Origin of the sequence: Rothia sp. P6271 (assembly GCF_048512995.1) — a bacterium.
GTDB lineage: Bacteria > Actinomycetota > Actinomycetes > Actinomycetales > Micrococcaceae > Rothia.
Map to the genome: position 1 here is coordinate 12218 of NZ_JBLXXV010000004.1, position 17400 is coordinate 29617.

Genomic DNA, 17400 nt, shown 5'->3' on the forward strand with positions numbered 1-17400 from the left:
TACGGTGCGACAAGCTCACATTGTGAACCTGTCGCACCGTAACAACGATAAAACGTTATTCTTGCAAGAACTACTTGATAGATGTTCCCACAGAGCCAAGCTGCTGGGCAGCCTCAACAACGCGAGCGCTCATGCCAGCTTCTGCTGCAGCGCCCCATACACGAGGGTCATAGGTCTTCTTGTTTCCGACTTCGCCGTCAACTTTAAGAACACCATCGTAGTTGGAGAACATGTGTCCAGCAACAGGGCGGGTATATGCGTACTGGGTGTCAGTGTCAATGTTCATCTTGACAACACCGTAAGATACAGCATCGGCAATTTCTTGCTCAGTAGAACCAGAACCACCGTGGAATACAAGGTAGAAGGGCTTCTCTTTACCGTACTTCGCGCCGACTTCTTCCTGAATTTCTTTGAGAAGTTCAGGGCGGAGGTGCACGTTACCGGGCTTGTAAACGCCATGGACGTTGCCGAAGGTAAGAGCTGCCATGTAGGTGCCTTTTTCGCCAAGTCCAATAGCTTCTACAGTTTTGATAGCGTCTTCAACAGTGGTGTAGAGAGAGTCGTCGATAGCGCCTTCTACACCGTCTTCTTCGCCGCCGACTGCACCAATTTCAACCTCAAGAACCTGGTGGTTCTTTGCGGTACGTGCAATCATCTGCTGAGCGATTTCGAGGTTCTCTTCTAGTGAGATAGCAGAACCGTCCCACATGTGAGAGTTGAAGATGGGGTCTTCGCCACGAGCTACAGCTTTTTCAGATTCTTCGAGAAGGGGAAGAACATAGGAGTCTAGCTTGTCTTTGGGGCAGTGGTCGGTGTGTAGTGCAATGTTTACATCGTATTGCGCTGCGACAACTTTGGCGTATGCGGCAAATGCGAGTGCACCAACGACCATGTCTTTTTTGCTAGATCCAGACCAGTAAGCTGCGCCACCGGTTGATGCCTGGATAATACCGTCAGACCCTGCTTCTGCAAAACCTGCGATAGCAGCGTTGAGTGTCTGAGAGGAAGTAACGTTGATTGCAGGGTACGCAAAACCTTTAGTCTTTGCGTTTTCGAGCATTTCTGCGTATTTTTCCGGGGTTGCAATAGGCATGCGGACTCCTTGGAGTTTTGTTAGATAGCCACCGGTATTGATGACTGCGTGTTCACGGTACGCTTGTTCAGCTATGTGGCATAAGCGCACATTCGTACTTCTTATTCTAGCAACTTACAGGCTAATAGCTACGGAATTTTTCGCAATGTTTCGGACATAAACCCACTTAATAACACGCTATTTCGCCACCTTACAAACAACTATTACCAGCTTTAACACCCTTTCCAGGGGGAAGGAAAAGCCTACTAAACTCAAATGTCACAGCAAAACCCACGCTTTTCCACGCCATTAAATACCACCACCAAGAAAACTAACTAAATCTCACACAATGGCACATCACACCCCTACACAACACACCTAGAACAATTCTCATCTTTTGGAATAAAAGATGTCTTTTTCTGCACTATCGGCGCGCCTAAGATAGCTTTACCACCAACCTTGTGGCTAGAATCGCCGAATATGCATCACATTTTGTGAGGGTTCAACGACGCGCCCTCCACACAGCAATAAAGGAACTACCACTATGAGTAATCCGCACCCACACGTCACAGGGGATCACCTCAAAAACTATGAGCCAGTCCCCACACAAACTATCGATCAGGTACAACTTTCACGAGGCTCACGAGCAGAAGAAATAGAATCAGGCGAACGCACCAAGCGACTCATCGGCCTATTCGGAGGTCTATTCGCAGCACTTCTGATGTATTGCATCCTGCCAGCAGATATGCCTCACGCAGCACGACTCACCGCAGCTACGGCCGTCCTCATGGGTGGCTGGTGGATGACAGAAGCTCTCCCCATACCCGCAACAGCACTGCTACCATTAGTGATTTTTCCGGTCTTCAACCCAGAAGTAAAAATCAACGACGTAGGAGCCTCCTACGGCAACAGCATCATCTTCCTCTTCATGGGAGGATTCCTCCTAGCCCTTGCCATGCAACGCTGGAACCTGCACCGGCGTATCGCCCTTCTCACCCTAAGAGTTATGGGCTCCCGGCCCTCAGCCATGGTTGCCGGCTTCATGATAGCTACAGGCTTCCTCTCCATGTGGGTTTCTAACACTGCAACAGCTGTCATGATGCTCCCCATCGGCGTTTCAGTTCTGACCCTTATCGCTCAAATTCAGCATAAAGACACAGGAACAAGCACCAAAGATGCGACAGCAGAACTCGTCACATCAAATTTTGGTACGGCACTCATGCTCGGTATCGCGTACTCTGCATCTATTGGTTCGCTAGGAACGCTCATTGGAACCCCACCAAACACTCTGCTTTCCGGTTACCTTGCTGATACGCACAACATCGTCATTGGTTTTGGACAATGGATGCTTGTCGGCGTTCCTCTAGCCGTCATCATGTTATTCATTTGCTGGTTTATGCTCACCCAAGTAGTTTTCCGACCCGAAATTAAAGAGATTCCAGGCGGTAAAGAACTCATCAATAACGAATATAAGAAGCTTGGGCCCATGAGCTCAGGAGAGCTTCAAGTGCTTATCATCTTTATTGGTGCAGCACTTGCATGGATTTTCGTCCCCGTTATCTGGGGTAAGCAAGCGCCTATTACCGATGCTGGAATTGCCATCCTCGTCGGATGTATTCTCTTCATGCTCCCCGCTGGCAAAGCCGGTAAAAAAGGTGTTCGCCTCATCGATTGGGATACCGCTATGCAACTGCCGTGGGGCGTCCTCATGCTTTTTGGTGGGGGCCTTGCACTCTCTAGTCAGTTCACAAAATCCGGTCTTACCGAATGGATTGGTAAAGCAGTAGGTCATCTCGATGCGTTGCCGCTTACGCTCATGGTTCTTTTGGTGACAGCCGGCGTTATTTTCCTAACTGAACTAACCTCAAATACTGCCACAGCAGCAACTTTCTTACCTGTTGCTGGTGGTATCGCTATGGGAATGGGATTCAACCCAATGCTATTAGCTATTCCTGTTGCGCTCTCAGCAACCTGCGCTTTCATGCTTCCAGTAGCTACCCCACCCAACGCTATTGCCTACGGCTCTGGTTATGTCTCCATCTCGCAAATGATTAAAGGCGGTTTTTGGCTCAATGTCATCGGCATCTTCCTCATTACCGCAACGACCATGACTCTAGCCACTTGGGTCTTTTCTCTCTAACAACAGAAATATAACGACCCAAAACTAAGAGATACATTGCTGGTGGGGCGGTTAAGAATGTTCTTAACCGCCCCACCAGCATCGTTTTAATAGTTATAAAATCCTAGGACGAATGCACTTTTTGCCCAAAGACATGGCGACGCACCCATGCGTGCATGGCCACTGCTGCAGCACTTGCCGCGTTCATCGAACGGGTAGAACCAAACTGTTCGATAGATAAAGTAGCTTCTGCTGCATGGTGAATCTCTGGTGAAAGACCGGGGCCTTCTTGCCCAAAAACAAGAACACATTTTTCAGGTAGATCGTAAGTTTCTAACTGCTGTGAATCTGGAAAAATATCGATACCAATAACAGCGATATCTTCACTACGCGCCCACTCTAAGAACTCTTCAATCGTGGGGTGGTGACGCACATGCTGATACCTGTCAGTTACCATTGCGCCGCGTCTATTCCAACGCCGTTTACCGATAATATGTACTTCTCGCGCAAGGAACGCATTGGCTGTACGCACAACAGTTCCAATATTCAAATCGTGTTGCCAGTTTTCAATAGCAACATGGAAGTTGTGACGTTTGGTGTCAAGATCAGCAATAATTGCTTCCATCTTCCAGTAACGGTATTTATCAACAACGTTACGACGGTCGCCTTCTCGTAGGAGCTGCTCATCCCACCAGTCACCTTCTGGAAGCTTTCCTTCCCACGGACCAACACCAATGGTGTGAGATAGCTCCGCGGAGGTTTTTTCATCTTTTGAGCTAGCGTATTCTTCACTCACCTTATCTCCATCTGCCAAGAAAAGAGTGGTAGCAGCGACACCAGAAAAGGTGCAGCTGCTACCACCAGAAAAGTTTTTTAGTCGAGACCTAAATCAGTTTTTGAGTATGCGTAGAGGCAAGGGACTCCTGCAACCTCTTCAATATGTTCTTTTGCGCCAGTAGCACGGTCTACAATCACAGCTACAGCAACTACCTGAGCGCCGGCAGCGCGTAGGGCTTCAACCGCGGTCAAAGCAGACCCACCGGTGGTTGAGGTATCTTCAACAGCGACAACACGGCGTCCTTGCACGTTAGGGCCTTCTACCTGACGTCCCATACCGTAAGATTTCTGCGCTTTACGAACCACAAAAGTGTCAATAGCGCGGTCTTCGTCGCCGGCAGCGCGCATGATGGCATGCCCGACAGGATCAGCGCCCATGGTGAGCCCACCAGCGGCATCAAATTCAATACCGGCAGAGTCAATCAGGTCTAACATGACCTGACCGACAAGACGTGAAGCCTCATGGTGTAAAGTTACTCGACGCAAGTCCACATAGTAGTCTGCTTCCTGACCAGAAGCGAGAGTTACTTTTCCGCGAACAACGGCAAGTTCTCGGATAAGTTCTTGTAGGCGTTGGCGAGCTTGTTCAATGGGCATTTTTTCGGAGAGCTTAGTCATGCTCTCTAGTCTAGTCATCTTCTTCAGTTCACACGAGATAAAGCATCGCTAAGATGATGAAAAACTCGTAGGTATCTACGCTTCGGCATCATGGCCAGTTTGGTTGCCAGCGGTGAACATTTGATTCGGTAGTACACAGTTATTCTGTTTGCGAAGCAACTGGTTCTGCGTTGGGCCTGCTACTTTTCACAAGCGGGAACACTTTTTGACCCTGAATAGTTAAAAGTGTGCACCCCAGTTAGGGGGTACTCGAGCATGCTCGTTTTACCTTATAGAATGACTATTTTTGCGTGCTGCTTTGACAAATAAAAATGTCATCACGGCGCACATAAAAACACCAAGAACAGCAAGCGCAACAGAAGTGGCCACACTTAGATTTAGCACCATCGGAACGAACAACATGACGGTGACAATAGCAACGACACCGAGATAGTAAGCTGGAAGCCATTTCATATTTTTCATATTTTCAATGATAGACACACAGTATTTCTTACAGTATGTATAGACACAGTCAAAAGGCTGACATTTCCCACCAGCCGCAACTTTCACCCCGCACAATTCACTTATTGAAGCATTCCCTATCGTGCGGCCAAAGAGAAAAGCTGGCTTCGTAAAAACAACTCTTGAACACTTTGAATTACTCCCTGATGTGTTTGCCGAGGAGCCTTTTCGGTGCAGGTTTTCGATATGGGTTTTTCGGGTGTACTGGTTGCTCGTTGTTCCCGTGCCAAAACCAGTGAAATTGGAACGGGTTATATATTTGGTGAGAATACTACTTTTGGAAACTAGTTAAAGTAGCATTCCCCAAAGATTTCGCTGCTTCAAATGCCACATATCTCTCAACAATTGAGGCATTTGGAAATACCCGCGCATACTCTGCAATTGCTTGTCTACGTTGACCTGCTACAACATAACCACAGAACGCCTGTAGCTCTGGTGTTGCAAAATACTCGTAGACACCTTTCGTCTGAAACATACGTAACAGAGTTTTTACCTTTTCATTTCCAAACATTTTTCTCCTAAATCACCCATGGGGTTGCACACCAGACACCTGCAGCTACCAGATATGTCACGATACCTACGAGTCCGCCTTCAAGCACATTGACATCAACTAGCCAAGCTAACGCCCAAGCTACTTCATACCAATTCTGAGTTGCTAGAAGATAGTCGCTGACCGGCAAAAATCCAGCTGTAGGAGCTGGGCAACCATAGTTCCAGTCAACTTCACACCTGAAGGCGTTAAGCACAGAAGCAGTTTCTTAAAAATCATGAAACCCTCCCGCTCTTATTATGCAAAACATATGTTATGCATGACTTGTATCTCACTGTAGAGAGCTTTTTGAGAGAAGTAAACGTCAAAACAGGTATTTTTAAATATCAAAACAAGTATTTTCTAGTTACTTGGGGTATCCCCCCTGCTCTGTTCGGCAAAGAGTGAGCGCTGGACGCAACTAGATAGTACAAGTCCAGTTAGTTACTCTTACAAACCACCACACGGCGACAAGAACCACCCCTTAGCTTCCAACACCAACAGTTGCCACCAGAGCCAACATCAACTACGCGAAAACGTGGTCAATGTCGATAACCAACACACGATAGAAAGAGGGGCTGGTCTGGTAAAATGCGTACTTGTATAGGTCTACCCGTAGGGTTTTGGTCAGCGGGGCGCTCTTGGTTTCCAACAGAGAAAGACCCTCTGGGTGTCTGTGACGTGTACGGCGAACCGGGCTTCTTTTGTTGCGGCTCTGCTGGGTACTGCTAGACGCGTAGACACAAGCTTGAATTCCTTTCGCGGTAAGACGCGAGACGGAATTTATGAACCGGAAGAGCGATAACCCTTCCGGTTCTTTTTTATCTAAAACTGCTCTAAGTCCGTTCTAGATTCTCTATCGGTTCCTTATGAATGGCGTGACTGCGCAACGATTGCAGCATATATCCCAGTGCTTATCGCAATAATTAGCAGAGCTAGCATCGAATAGTTACTGACAGCGTCATTTATAAAGCCCATGCTTCTAGCAACTAGTAGAGATATACCGATAGCAAAAAATACCAAAGGCAGGATAATTTTATTTTTTGTTAGCACTTTAATTCAGCACCTTTATTGAGATGAACAGCCTGTAACAATTCCGTTGATTTCTGTGAAAGTGACCCCATTTCCATCTTGAGCACATTCTTTAAGCTTTTCCTGTTTCCATCTGAGCACCTCTACTCTGGTGGTTAGCGTAATATTAATCCAATCATGGCAAAAATAATCAGTCAACTTATCACATCACAAATTGATAAAACACAAACCCCGTGTGTACGGGGAAATCTTTTTAGAGTCGCACATAAGGGATGAGAAATAAAATATCCCCAAAATTCTTGATTCAAACTCCTTGACCTCACACAATACAATGTGCCATGTATATTACATGGCTACTACATCAGATAGCGTACTCACAGTACGCATACCAACCACCCTCAAAAAGCGTTTAAATGCATTGGCTCAGCGCACTGAACGCCCTGTCGCTTTTTACGTCAAAGAGGCATTGGAACAGAGTATCTCAGAACTTGAACATGCTTATGAGTTGCAGACTTGTGCTCAAGCAGTACGTGAAGGTAGAGCCCGCACATATACCCTTGATGAAGTCCGCGCTGAATTAGGTCTATAACGTAGCTAATTCTTTATGGATGAAGATCTTTGATAAGCAGATGAAACACCTCTGAGAGGTGGCGAGTTATCCACAGCTTCTCACAAGCACGTTTAAGTAGGAGGCTTAATGAAAAAAGCTTCTTGAAAGAAGCTTTTTGTAGTGGGGTAAAAATAGGGGCAAAATAGCTATTGACCAGGTTAAATAGTCTTACATGGATTTTTAACTTCCACCCAAATGTCACACCCTAGATTAATGAGCTGTTTGCCTTCCCTATCGTGCAGTCAAAGAGAAAATCTGGCTTCGTGAAAACGGCTCTTGAACACTTGGAATCACCCTAAACGTTGCCCAGCAATGTGCAAGAGAAGACGCCCATCACCACATCCAAGGTCAAGTACTTCATCTCCGTCGTTTACGATGCTCTCAGCGGCGGCAAAGTCCCATGTCGCTCGGACAGTTGTTGCTTCATATTCATCAAACGAGGGCTCATCGAAAGAGTATTGGCTTACTCGAAGTTTTGCTATTCCAGACCTCACAATTTTGTCTATTGGTGGTTGCAAATCAATGGCATCTAATGCTAATTGATTATGTTCGAATCTGCTTGTTCCAGCAGTTATTTCAGCATCCTCTTTTCTTTTTTGAAAGTTGTTGTTTATTAGACCGATTTACAAACGCGCCAAATAATCCTACGAACGTAGCTATAAAACCGACTATAACTAAAGCAAGACCAGCTTGATCAACATGTATAAAAGCGGAACCAATAAAACCTATAAATACTGCCGTTTGCAGGAGTAAAACATAGGCAGGCATCTGAAGAACTCGCTTTGTCGAATCTACTCTTTTGATGATAAACCCTGACATTAGAGAATTCTGAACACCGTTAGCAACGCCAATGAATGCTGCTGCTACCACTATCTGCCAAGTAAGTTGTGTTGAACCTACTATTACGATGCTGAGACCAATTACGGCTGCTGCTATAGAAGCACCAGACGCCTCACCGATTTTCTTTCCCACAAAGCTAGAAAAAATTACGGGGCCTGCTACCAGACCAGCACTCAGTGTTGCAACGATAACTCCATAAATCTCGGCGTTTATACCGAGTTCATTACGGATTCTTACCAGAAGAAGAACGTTTAATACGCTAGTTACCAACACTGTAATGAGGAGCGGCGTGATTGCACGAGATACTCCTTCAGTCCGGAGTAACCCCAATATATCTACGCTTTTACCATCTCCATAACTATTTTCCTTACCTACACCAACGCCCAATAGTTTAGGCAACGATATAGCAGTGCAGGCTACAGAAATAAGCATGAGAATAGCTACAGACAAGAACCCCTGAGGGCCGGGTGATAAGGCAAAAAAGATACTTCCAATGAGTGGTCCAACAACATATCCAAGGTTACGTACCGATTGAATCACTCGGTTTGCTCTATCGATTCCTGCCTCATCAGTAAACAACGCGGGAAGCGCAACCATCACCGCAGACCAGAGTATAGAGCCTAGACACCCAAGTGCTGCGGAAACTATGAGACACCAGAACAGTGTATTCATAAATGATGCAACAGCAATAAGTGTTGCTTCAGCGATAAATACAATATTGATTACACGCCGAGCGCCGAAAAATGCAAGCAAACGAGGTGAAAAAAAGCCAGCTGATATACCTCCAAGAAGCCCAGCAGCAAGTAATGCAGATACTTGTGCAGGTGCAGTTTGACCTGTCTCTGAAAAACGTAAGGCAAACATAACTTGCGTTGCCTCATCTCCAAAGCTTCCTAGAAATAGTGCTACGCAAGCTATACCTGTGGCAATTTTAGTGTCAGACCTTTTAAAGAAATCATCTATGTAACTCATAAATGCAGCTCTTACCCTTTATCGTGGGGGTTGTTTGTCCCAGTCTAGTCGCTCTACAACCATCACCATGAGTACTGCTACCAGTATCCCAATGAGTCCCGGCATGACTGCCCCTACCGGATCATTGCCCCATGCCTCTGGTAATAGCGCTTTGACAACTACTGGCACGCACCATAGGAGCCATAGCGCTCCTATAAGGGTGAGGGTAACTGTCTTTTTCTTTGAGCGACCAAAGAACTGGCGGGCTGGTTGTTCCTGCGTGTTGTTTTTGATTCCTAGCCATGTAAGCATCTGAGGCTCCTATCAGCTGATGGATATTGATAAACAATGTCACCAAAACAGGTAATCGCTTATTTCATTTAAACCACCTTGTTAAAGTGAGGCTTAAATTTTCTCAAGAAAATTTTTAAAATAATAATATTTATTCCATAGATTACTCAGTTTTCATTGATGGCACAAGCAGCAACCCTCTGACAGAATCTTCATTTGGTAACCGGCGCTCCGTGCCTCAACGCCATGGCAGAAACAAGAAAAAATCCATATTTTTTTACACTACTCATCGTCGCTTTTGCAGACATAACATCGCAACGGTAACCCAACCAGATTTTGTGATGCACCTTTCCGGTATTTTGTTCAGCTTGAGGCTGTAACTAGGTTTACATGCGTTGAAGGAGTCGTATTACAGGTAAGCAGTTGCCGAAAAGTTAGGTTAAGTATCACTACAGTAAAGCATGATTTTTGAAGAACAAATTATTCTGATGACCGTTAACAGTCATACCTTGTTCCCGACACGTATTTCCAGCAAACAACCAAGCCTGCACATATAGACCATGCTTGCCAGACAAGTGCCGGTTCAGCCACAAAACCGCTAATTAGCCTGAGCCTTTATAAACCTCGCTCTAACCTGTTTTCTACTCCACATCGCTCTAAACATCCAATACCCAAGCAGTCCAGCAAAAGGCCAGATACCAGAAAAGATATTTAATAACAACAATGCAATAGGAATTTGAATTACCCAGACTGCTAAAGAGTTAGATTTGAAATCATCTATAGTAAACCCATAAAAGCGTTGTAATGTAATATTTGAGTACGCAACACAAGCAAAAGGAATAATAAACGTTAGGAATATAGCCAGCTTATAAAACGCATGAACAACTTCTTCATCTGGAGATATAAAACGTCCAAAGAATACACAGAAAATAATAAATAAGACAAGAGTAAAAGCAGAAACTCTGACAAACACCCTGTCTATATACTTCTTGATAAATATAAAATCTTCACCTTGGGTTTCTTCTTTATATTTACTCCCCAAGATAAATAAAATACCACTCGAGAAGCTTGAGATTATTATAAAAATAACGATGTGGAGTTGAACAGCAAATCTCATTCCTGCAAGTTCAACAATTCCTGCAGCAGAAATCAATGCGGTAAAGATTATATTACCCCCATAGTCTACGAAAGCAGACCCAAGTGAAGGTAAAGAAATTTTGCCCCACCCCTTATAGTTTCTTTCAACATTTTCTGAGTTTTCATTAAATTTATTCTTCTCTTTATTGAAAACCAGATAAAGGTATACAAGAGGAATAAATGAAGCAAGAGTACTTCCTAAGCCTGCTCCAACAACTCCTAGTTCGGGAGCAAAGAATAGTCCATAGATAAGGAAAAAATCAATAATTATATTGAATGGCGCGGTTATACAGAATACAATAATTGGAACTTTTGTTTTTCCCCAAGAAACTAATTGTATTACGATAAGTGTTGAGATAGTCTCTGCAATAATACTAGGAATTCTAGCGGCAAAGTATAACAGCGCAGCGGCCCAGATAGAATCAGAACTATTTTTAGAAAGTAGTATCGGGGATACTATACCTACCAAAGAAATAAATAACGAAAGAGGAACAAAGGTTTTTAAAAATAGTTTAATTCCTACAGTCTCGCGGACCGTATCAGAGTTTACACGCGGTGCGAGAATTCTATAAGCCATTAACGCGCCAAGAATACAATTTACTGGGAGTTCGTAGAATGATGCTCCTAAAGAAACACCTGCAAGGGCATTAGTTGAGTAATAAGAAATTAATGCTGAATCTGTTAAACCAACAACGATACTTCCCAGCGATGCGAGAAGGGAAGGCCAAACATATTTCAGCAAATTATTTTTTTCAGTGTTCACGCTGCTATCCATGATTGTTTTCTGACCCTTTGAATAGTACAACGCAGACAAGAATATAGCGAACCTCAGGACTCTCTAGCCAACGATTAACAAGACTTCTTGAACATATTTTGGAGAGCACATATGCTTCTAGCAGCATACAAGCTGATTGTCTTACACCTCTTTTTCACGCTCACTCCCCCAATGACGAGAATCATCTATTACCCAATTAGATGATTCAACTATATGTGATGATGTTTTGAATCTTATAGATACATTTTCCGGAACTAGTTGGCATCTCTCTGCTGCATCGAGAACCGACTAGACTGAAAATATGAGTATTTTTTCTTCTGACCCAAGCGAAAAAACATCCCAAAAAATGACACGCTACGTTCTTGGTGCCGGTCTGAGCTTCATGGGTGCACTGCACTTCAAAAAAGATTCAGTCGAAAAATTCGCGAGTATTGTTCCACCCATAGTTCCAGGCTCAGCTGAAAATATTGTGTACCTTTCTGGCGTAGCAGAGCTCGCTATCGGAGGAACACTCCTACTCGCACCACGAGCACGAAAAGCTGCTGGTTTAGCAGCCACAGCACTATTTGTGGCAGTTTTCCCTGCCAATATTTATCAATATCTTGAAGGGATTGATATTCCAGGGGTATTTGAGACAGATGCTCAACGGCTACGTCGTCTGCCCTTGCAGTTACCGTTAATTATGGCTGCCCTTTATGTGGCACAGCAGCGCGCAATTTCGTCAGCATCTCGTGATACTCAGCTTCAGGATGAGAGTCGTAGACGATAGCGCCTCCTGCACTCACAGATATGGTGCCGTCAGCGTCGATAATGAGTGTGCGAATCACAATGGATAGCTCAGCCGAACCGTCTGCACTAAAAAACCCCAGAGCACCCGAATATACTCCGCGAGCGCGTTTTTCCAATGAGTCAATGATGCTCATCGTAGATGCTTTAGGTGCTCCGGTCATTGAACCGCCAGGAAAACATGCGGCTGCTGCATCAACAGCAGTGATTCCCTCACGTAACTGTGAACGAATAGTGGACACAAGTTGATGTACCGTAGAGTAGCTTTCTACTCCCATCAGCACCGGAACGTTAACCGTACCTGGTTGGCTTACTGTTGAGAGATCATTTCGCAGTAGGTCAACAATCATCAGGTTCTCAGCCCGTGTTTTTGGGTCGTCCCTGAGCCATTGTGCTCGTTGTTGGTCTTCTACGGGGTCGTGGCTGCGAGGAATGGTGCCTTTGATAGGTTTCGTTTCCACGATTCCAGTGTTTTTCACCTGAAGGTAACGTTCTGGGGAAGAACTGAGCACATACCATCCTGCACAGTTGAAGAAAGCGGCGTAAGGGGCAGGGTTCTTTTCTCTTTGAGCGAGATAAATCCCTAGGGCTTCTTCTGCGCTCAACGGTTTTTCTGTGTGTATGTGTGTGGCGGTGGTGAGGCATACTTCGTAACTGTTGCCGTCATGTATCTGCTCTAGGCATGTTTCTACATGCTGGCAATAGTCCTGTTTTGAGGGCGTTGGAAAGTTCAACTGAGGCGCCGGAATTGGCTGGTATATCGTGAGGTTACGAAGCTGCCGCTCCATGTGATGGACCCATGTGCTATCTCCAACCAGCCAGCTCTTTGCTGTGCGATGCTCATAGATGAGGTAGTTCGTTGCAGGAAACCATAAAGCATCTGGTGTAGTACGGGGAGCATTTTTTGCGTACGGAGTATTCGCCCCGATATCTAAATCGAGGTGTGCTTCGTACCCAAAATATCCGACGTATCCGCCCAGTAGTAGAGTCTCTTCAGGAGAGAACATGGTGCCCGATATGGGGGTGGGTGCTGTCTCTAATTTTTGGTGGAGAACTTCCCAGATGTCACCATCAATGGTGCCGTTAGGTGTTCCGTTTCCGTCGTAGAGGTGTACCTGTGGGGTTGGTGTTCCAGCGTGAACATAGTGCAATATCTGGGAGTCTTCAGGAACTACACCGATATAAGAATAATGAGACATGCTAGAGCTGGCTAAAGCGCTATCAAGCCAATAAGAATACCTGCTATCAGCAGTAATAACCGGATAGGCTTGGGCAGGTTCAATAGGGTAGCTCAGAGCTAAAATCTCTAGTTCCACAGGCTTATTCACCCAATATATGCTACCGGATGTACGGGACTGATAATTTTCTTCTATCCGGTAGATTCTTTTGCCATACAGACAGGAGGTGCTCTCACTAAAATACTTAGTGAGAGCACCTCTGGTTCTCGATGTTCTCTAAGACCTCATAAGAGGCGTGGAAAAGTACAGCATTTTAGAGAACTTGAGGAGCGTCTCCATTGTCAGAAACCATAGGTTTTTGAGCATCTGCCCACGCGCCCATTCCACCAAGAACGTTAATCGCATCAAAACCGTACTGGTTAAGATAGGCAGTTGCTTTCAAAGAACGTCCACCGGAACGACAGATAACATACACGTCAACGTCGGTAGGTACTTCTCCGTAACGTGCAGGTACTTCTCCCAGTGGGATATGTTGAGCGCCTTGAATATGGCCAGCTTCCCATTCGAAGTCTTCTCGAACGTCAAGAATTTTAGCGCCTTCAGGAATCTGTTCAACAGTTACTTGCGATAGCTCGTCATTCATGATTTTATACTCCTAGAAATACGGACGTTAGATACAACTCTTCCATTAGATGAACGAACCAACAAGAGGATTTTTGAAGGAATGTTAAAAAGTTTCTCCTCATTTACGATGTGTTTCTTTCGATAAAGCATGTTTTACAAGGCAATATGCTAAGAATATGCAGATAAACCAGTTTTTGGACTAAGGTTTTACAAGAAAACATCTGTGTACAAGATGTATCAGTACCCCAAAAAAAAATTTAGCGAGTTGATATGAATTCTGCAGCAGCAGGAAACTCTCCGGTATCGGATCCTCATAACCCGACCGGCAAAAAATTCTTTGGCCATCCCCGTATGCTGGCAAACCTTTTCTCCGTAGAAATGTGGGAACGTTTCTCGTTCTATGGTATGCAAGGCATCATGGTCTACTACCTCTACTATTCGGTAGCAGACGGCGGCCTCGGTCTTCCAGAAAGTTCAGCTACCGGCATCATCGGTGCTTATGGCTCGATGGTTTACCTCTTCGCTATTGTCGGAGGGTTCTTCGGTGACCGCGTATTTGGGCCAGAACGAACATTGTTCTATTCGGCGCTTGCCATTATGGCAGGGCATATAGCTCTTGCATTACTCCCCGGTGTTGCGGGAGTTATTATCGGTATGGTCCTTGTCGCAATCGGCTCTGGTGGCCTTAAAACTAACGCGTCAGTGCTCGTCGGATCACTCTACTCACGAACTGACCCGCGACGAGATGCTGGGTTCACCATCTTCTATATCGGTGTTAATATTGGTGCTCTCCTTGGTCCTCTATTGACTGGCTTTGCATGGAAGACTCTTGGATTCCACTTTGGTTTTGGTCTAGCTGCCATTGGTATGGCGTTTGGTCTCATTCAATATTCTTTGACACGTAAGAATCTTCCCGCTGAGGTTCATACCATTTCTGATCCTCTCCAAGGACACGAAAAACGCCGTTACAGCATTGCAGCTATCGCGGTGCTCGGCATCATCGCGCTTCTTCTTTCCTTGCGTGTTGTAACTGCGAATAACCTCTCTAGCTGGGTCATGGGTCTTATCCTCCTTGGCGCTTCTGCGTTGGCGTACCAGCTACTAACCTCACAGCAGACCACTGAGACAGAGCATTCACGAGTTATTGCGTTCTTGCCGCTATGGGTTGGTAACGCCGTATTTTGGGCACTTTACCAGCAGCAGTTCACCGTCATGGCAGTATACTCCGATACTCGCCTTGACTGGAACATTCTTGGTTTTGAATTCCCTCCCAGCACTATTAACTCTATTAACCCTGTGTTCATCATCCTTTTCGGTACTGTTTTTAGCACCATGTGGACGAAACTTGGTGATCGTCAGCCTCCAACACCTATTAAATTTGCCCTTGGCATCATTGGTGTAGGTATTGCGTTCCTGATTTTCCTTACACAGGCAGGTAACCCTTCTGTCAACGTTGGTTGGATTGTTCTTATCCTCTTTGTGTACTCCATCGCTGAATTGACCATTTCTCCGGTGGGCTTCTCTCTAGCGACAAAGCTTGCCCCTGAAGCTCATCGAAGCAATATGATGGCGTTCTACTTTACGTCAGTCTCAATGGGAACCGTTCTTTCTGGTTGGTTGGCACAGTTCTATTCTGAGGAGACTGAGGTAGCCTATTTCTCCATCCTCGGTGTTGGCACCATTGTTATCGGCATTATCCTCTGGTTCTTCAATGGTTGGATTCTTCAGCGTATGAAAGGTATCCGCTAATGAGCTGAGACCTATAAGCGCTCAAGAATTATTATTCTGCCGGTGGGTGCACCATGATGATGGTGCACCCACCGGTTTTTTATGCGGTGTTTTGTGGTTTAAGAGATGTCGTTATATGGCTCTTAACCGTTGAGTTCGGCATATGTTGGTGGAGTGTTTTCACCTTGTATGTGTGCTCTATCTATTGTTTTTCTTGGGTTCAGGTGGGGTTTCATGTCATATTTTGACGTACAATAATCAGCGGTTCTTTTACATACTCACAATCAGCAGGAGCCTCTTATGAGCTCAAATACCTCACCTCGTTCCCCCTTCCGCTGGGAACTACACGGCGACGGTAAACATATTTCTCCCGGAAACGTCGTTGCTCCGCACGAACGACTCACATGGGGACGCACCATCGGAATTGGCGCTCAACACGTTGTTGCCATGTTCGGTGCAACCTTCCTTGTGCCTCTGATTACCGGTTTTCCGCCGGCAACGACGCTTCTCTTCTCTGGATTAGGAACAATTCTCTTCCTCATCATTACCGCAGGACGAGTACCTTCCTACCTTGGATCTTCTTTTGCTTTTATTGCACCTATCGGGGCTGCAATGAATCAGGCAGGACCAGCTGGTGCTCTTGGCGGCATTGTCATGGCAGGTATCTCACTTTTTATCGTGGGACTTATCGTTCAGGTGGCTGGCACCGCATGGCTCACAGCGTTAATGCCGCCGCTCGTTACGGGCGCTATTGTTGCTCTCATCGGTTTCAATCTTGCCCCTAGCGCAAAAGATAACTTCATGAAAGCACCTGTTACGGCTCTCGTCACTCTTAGTTCCATACTTCTCATTTCCGTTATCTTTAGAGGGATGACAGGACGTTTGTCCATCCTCTTGGGCGTTATGATTGGCTACCTGACTGCTGTCATTCGTGGAGAAGTAGACTTTAGCGTTATTCATAAAACGTGGGAGGAGCAAGGGCTGATTGGCCTTCCTCATTTCCAAGCGCCTGAGTTCCATTGGAACCTAGCAGGTTTGTTCATTCCAGTCATTCTTATTCTGGTCGCTGAGAATATTGGACATGTTAAGTCTGTTGCTCTGATGACTGGTGAAAATCTTGATTCTTATTCGGGACGTGCCATCATGGCTGACGGTCTTGCAACAACAATTGCGGGCATGGGTGGTGGCTCTGGTACTACCACTTATGCAGAGAATATTGGTGTCATGGCAGCGACTAAGGTGTATTCGACTGCTGCTTACTGGTTTGCGGCTCTTTTTGCGATTGCGCTTTCCGTATTCCCTGTCTTTGGTGCGGCTGTAGCGTCTGTTCCTGCTGGTGTTCTTGGTGGCGCAGCGACTGTGCTTTACGGCATGATTGGTATGCTTGGTGTGCGTATTTGGGTAGAAAACCGTGTAGATTTCTCAAATCAAGTGAATTTGAGTGCGGCGTCTGTAGCTCTCATTATTGGCATTGCTGACTACACGTGGGATATTGGTAATCTTCAGTTCGCTGGTATTGCTTTAGGTACTGCGGCAACTCTTGTGGTGTACCATGCGATGGCGTTTATTGCGCGTTCCCGTGAAAGTGCCCCTGAACCGCTAAAACCGATGTCTTCAGATTCTTCTACCGACGATTCAGAACGCTCTGCAATTCTCTAGGCTGTTCTGCTTGCTACGAGGTTAGTATCTTTTAGATAAAAGGAAGAAGCCAGGCTCCCCAGCCTGGCTTCTTCCTTTTATCATCAACTCGAAAGTCGATAACATTATCACAC

General features: G+C 45.6%; 17 protein-coding genes. 5 read left to right on the forward strand and 12 right to left on the reverse strand.

The features are described from left to right. Positions 1 to 70: 70 nt before the first annotated feature. Positions 71 to 1093, reverse strand: a complete 1023-nt coding sequence (gene fbaA / locus ACN08X_RS04465) for a class II fructose-bisphosphate aldolase (RefSeq protein ID WP_419105772.1) — start codon at positions 1091 to 1093, stop codon at positions 71 to 73. A 523-nt stretch (positions 1094 to 1616) separates the two neighbouring features. Between fbaA and ACN08X_RS04470 the strand changes: the two genes are divergently transcribed. Continuing rightward, complete coding sequence (locus tag ACN08X_RS04470; RefSeq protein WP_419108016.1) at positions 1617 to 3212, forward strand: SLC13 family permease; 1596 nt, start codon at positions 1617 to 1619, stop codon at positions 3210 to 3212. Between the two features lie 103 nt (positions 3213 to 3315). Here ACN08X_RS04470 and ACN08X_RS04475 read toward each other — a convergent pair whose 3' ends face one another. The 5 genes from ACN08X_RS04475 to ACN08X_RS04495 form a co-directional block, all read right to left on the reverse strand. Beyond that, entirely contained in the window at positions 3316 to 3987 is a 672-nt protein-coding gene (locus ACN08X_RS04475; protein WP_419108017.1) for a TrmH family RNA methyltransferase, read from the reverse strand. 77 nt (positions 3988 to 4064) lie between these two features. Further along, a complete protein-coding gene (pyrE, locus tag ACN08X_RS04480) occupies positions 4065 to 4646 on the reverse strand; it encodes an orotate phosphoribosyltransferase (RefSeq protein WP_419101131.1) in 582 nt (193 codons plus the stop codon). A gap of 264 nt (positions 4647 to 4910) precedes the next feature. Further along, entirely contained in the window at positions 4911 to 5126 is a 216-nt protein-coding gene (locus ACN08X_RS04485; RefSeq protein WP_419108018.1) for a hypothetical protein, read from the reverse strand. A gap of 292 nt (positions 5127 to 5418) precedes the next feature. After that, positions 5419 to 5658 (reverse strand): hypothetical protein, encoded by a 240-nt coding sequence (locus ACN08X_RS04490; protein ID WP_419105776.1) that lies wholly within the window; start codon positions 5656 to 5658, stop codon positions 5419 to 5421. A gap of 7 nt (positions 5659 to 5665) precedes the next feature. After that, entirely contained in the window at positions 5666 to 5893 is a 228-nt protein-coding gene (locus ACN08X_RS04495; protein WP_419105777.1) for a hypothetical protein, read from the reverse strand. A 1164-nt stretch (positions 5894 to 7057) separates the two neighbouring features. Between ACN08X_RS04495 and ACN08X_RS04500 the strand changes: the two genes are divergently transcribed. Beyond that, complete coding sequence (locus ACN08X_RS04500) at positions 7058 to 7297, forward strand: antitoxin (RefSeq protein ID WP_419101135.1); 240 nt, start codon at positions 7058 to 7060, stop codon at positions 7295 to 7297. Positions 7298 to 7608: 311 nt separating this feature from the next. Here the strand turns inward: ACN08X_RS04500 and ACN08X_RS04505 are convergent, their stop codons facing one another. The 4 genes from ACN08X_RS04505 to ACN08X_RS04520 all read right to left on the reverse strand — a co-directional run bounded on the left by ACN08X_RS04505 (position 7609) and on the right by ACN08X_RS04520 (position 11312). Beyond that, the gene (locus tag ACN08X_RS04505; protein WP_419101136.1) at positions 7609 to 7812 is read right to left on the reverse strand and encodes a methionine biosynthesis protein MetW; all 204 of its coding nucleotides are present in this window, start codon (positions 7810 to 7812) and stop codon (positions 7609 to 7611) included. 82 nt (positions 7813 to 7894) lie between these two features. Then, entirely contained in the window at positions 7895 to 9130 is a 1236-nt protein-coding gene (locus ACN08X_RS04510) for an MFS transporter (protein WP_419108019.1), read from the reverse strand. A gap of 18 nt (positions 9131 to 9148) precedes the next feature. Then, on the reverse strand, positions 9149 to 9421 hold the full coding sequence (locus tag ACN08X_RS04515; protein ID WP_419108020.1) for a hypothetical protein: 273 nt from the start codon (positions 9419 to 9421) through the stop codon (positions 9149 to 9151). A 577-nt stretch (positions 9422 to 9998) separates the two neighbouring features. Then, complete coding sequence (locus ACN08X_RS04520; protein ID WP_419108021.1) at positions 9999 to 11312, reverse strand: MATE family efflux transporter; 1314 nt, start codon at positions 11310 to 11312, stop codon at positions 9999 to 10001. A 301-nt stretch (positions 11313 to 11613) separates the two neighbouring features. On the opposite strand from ACN08X_RS04520, the gene ACN08X_RS04525 reads away from it, so the two are divergent. After that, positions 11614 to 12081: a hypothetical protein gene (locus ACN08X_RS04525; protein WP_419108022.1), complete on the forward strand. Its 468-nt coding sequence runs from the start codon at positions 11614 to 11616 to the stop codon at positions 12079 to 12081. Here the strand turns inward: ACN08X_RS04525 and pabB are convergent. Both pabB and ACN08X_RS04535 read right to left on the reverse strand, forming a co-directional pair. Then, positions 11993 to 13426, reverse strand: a complete 1434-nt coding sequence (pabB, locus tag ACN08X_RS04530; RefSeq protein ID WP_419108024.1) for an aminodeoxychorismate synthase component I — start codon at positions 13424 to 13426, stop codon at positions 11993 to 11995. The two genes, ACN08X_RS04525 and pabB, sit on opposite strands and share 89 nt — an antisense overlap. A gap of 163 nt (positions 13427 to 13589) precedes the next feature. After that, the gene (locus ACN08X_RS04535) at positions 13590 to 13919 is read right to left on the reverse strand and encodes a rhodanese-like domain-containing protein (RefSeq protein ID WP_419108025.1); all 330 of its coding nucleotides are present in this window, start codon (positions 13917 to 13919) and stop codon (positions 13590 to 13592) included. 251 nt (positions 13920 to 14170) lie between these two features. Here ACN08X_RS04535 and ACN08X_RS04540 point away from each other — a divergent pair, with 251 nt between their 5' ends. Together ACN08X_RS04540 and ACN08X_RS04545 are read left to right on the forward strand one after the other, a co-directional pair. Then, positions 14171 to 15649 carry a peptide MFS transporter gene (locus ACN08X_RS04540; protein WP_419108026.1) on the forward strand — a complete coding sequence of 493 codons (1479 nt, stop codon included), beginning with the start codon at positions 14171 to 14173 and terminating at the stop codon, positions 15647 to 15649. 279 nt (positions 15650 to 15928) lie between these two features. Then, positions 15929 to 17287: a uracil-xanthine permease family protein gene (locus ACN08X_RS04545; RefSeq protein ID WP_419108027.1), complete on the forward strand. Its 1359-nt coding sequence runs from the start codon at positions 15929 to 15931 to the stop codon at positions 17285 to 17287. The last annotated feature ends 113 nt before the right edge of the window (positions 17288 to 17400 follow it).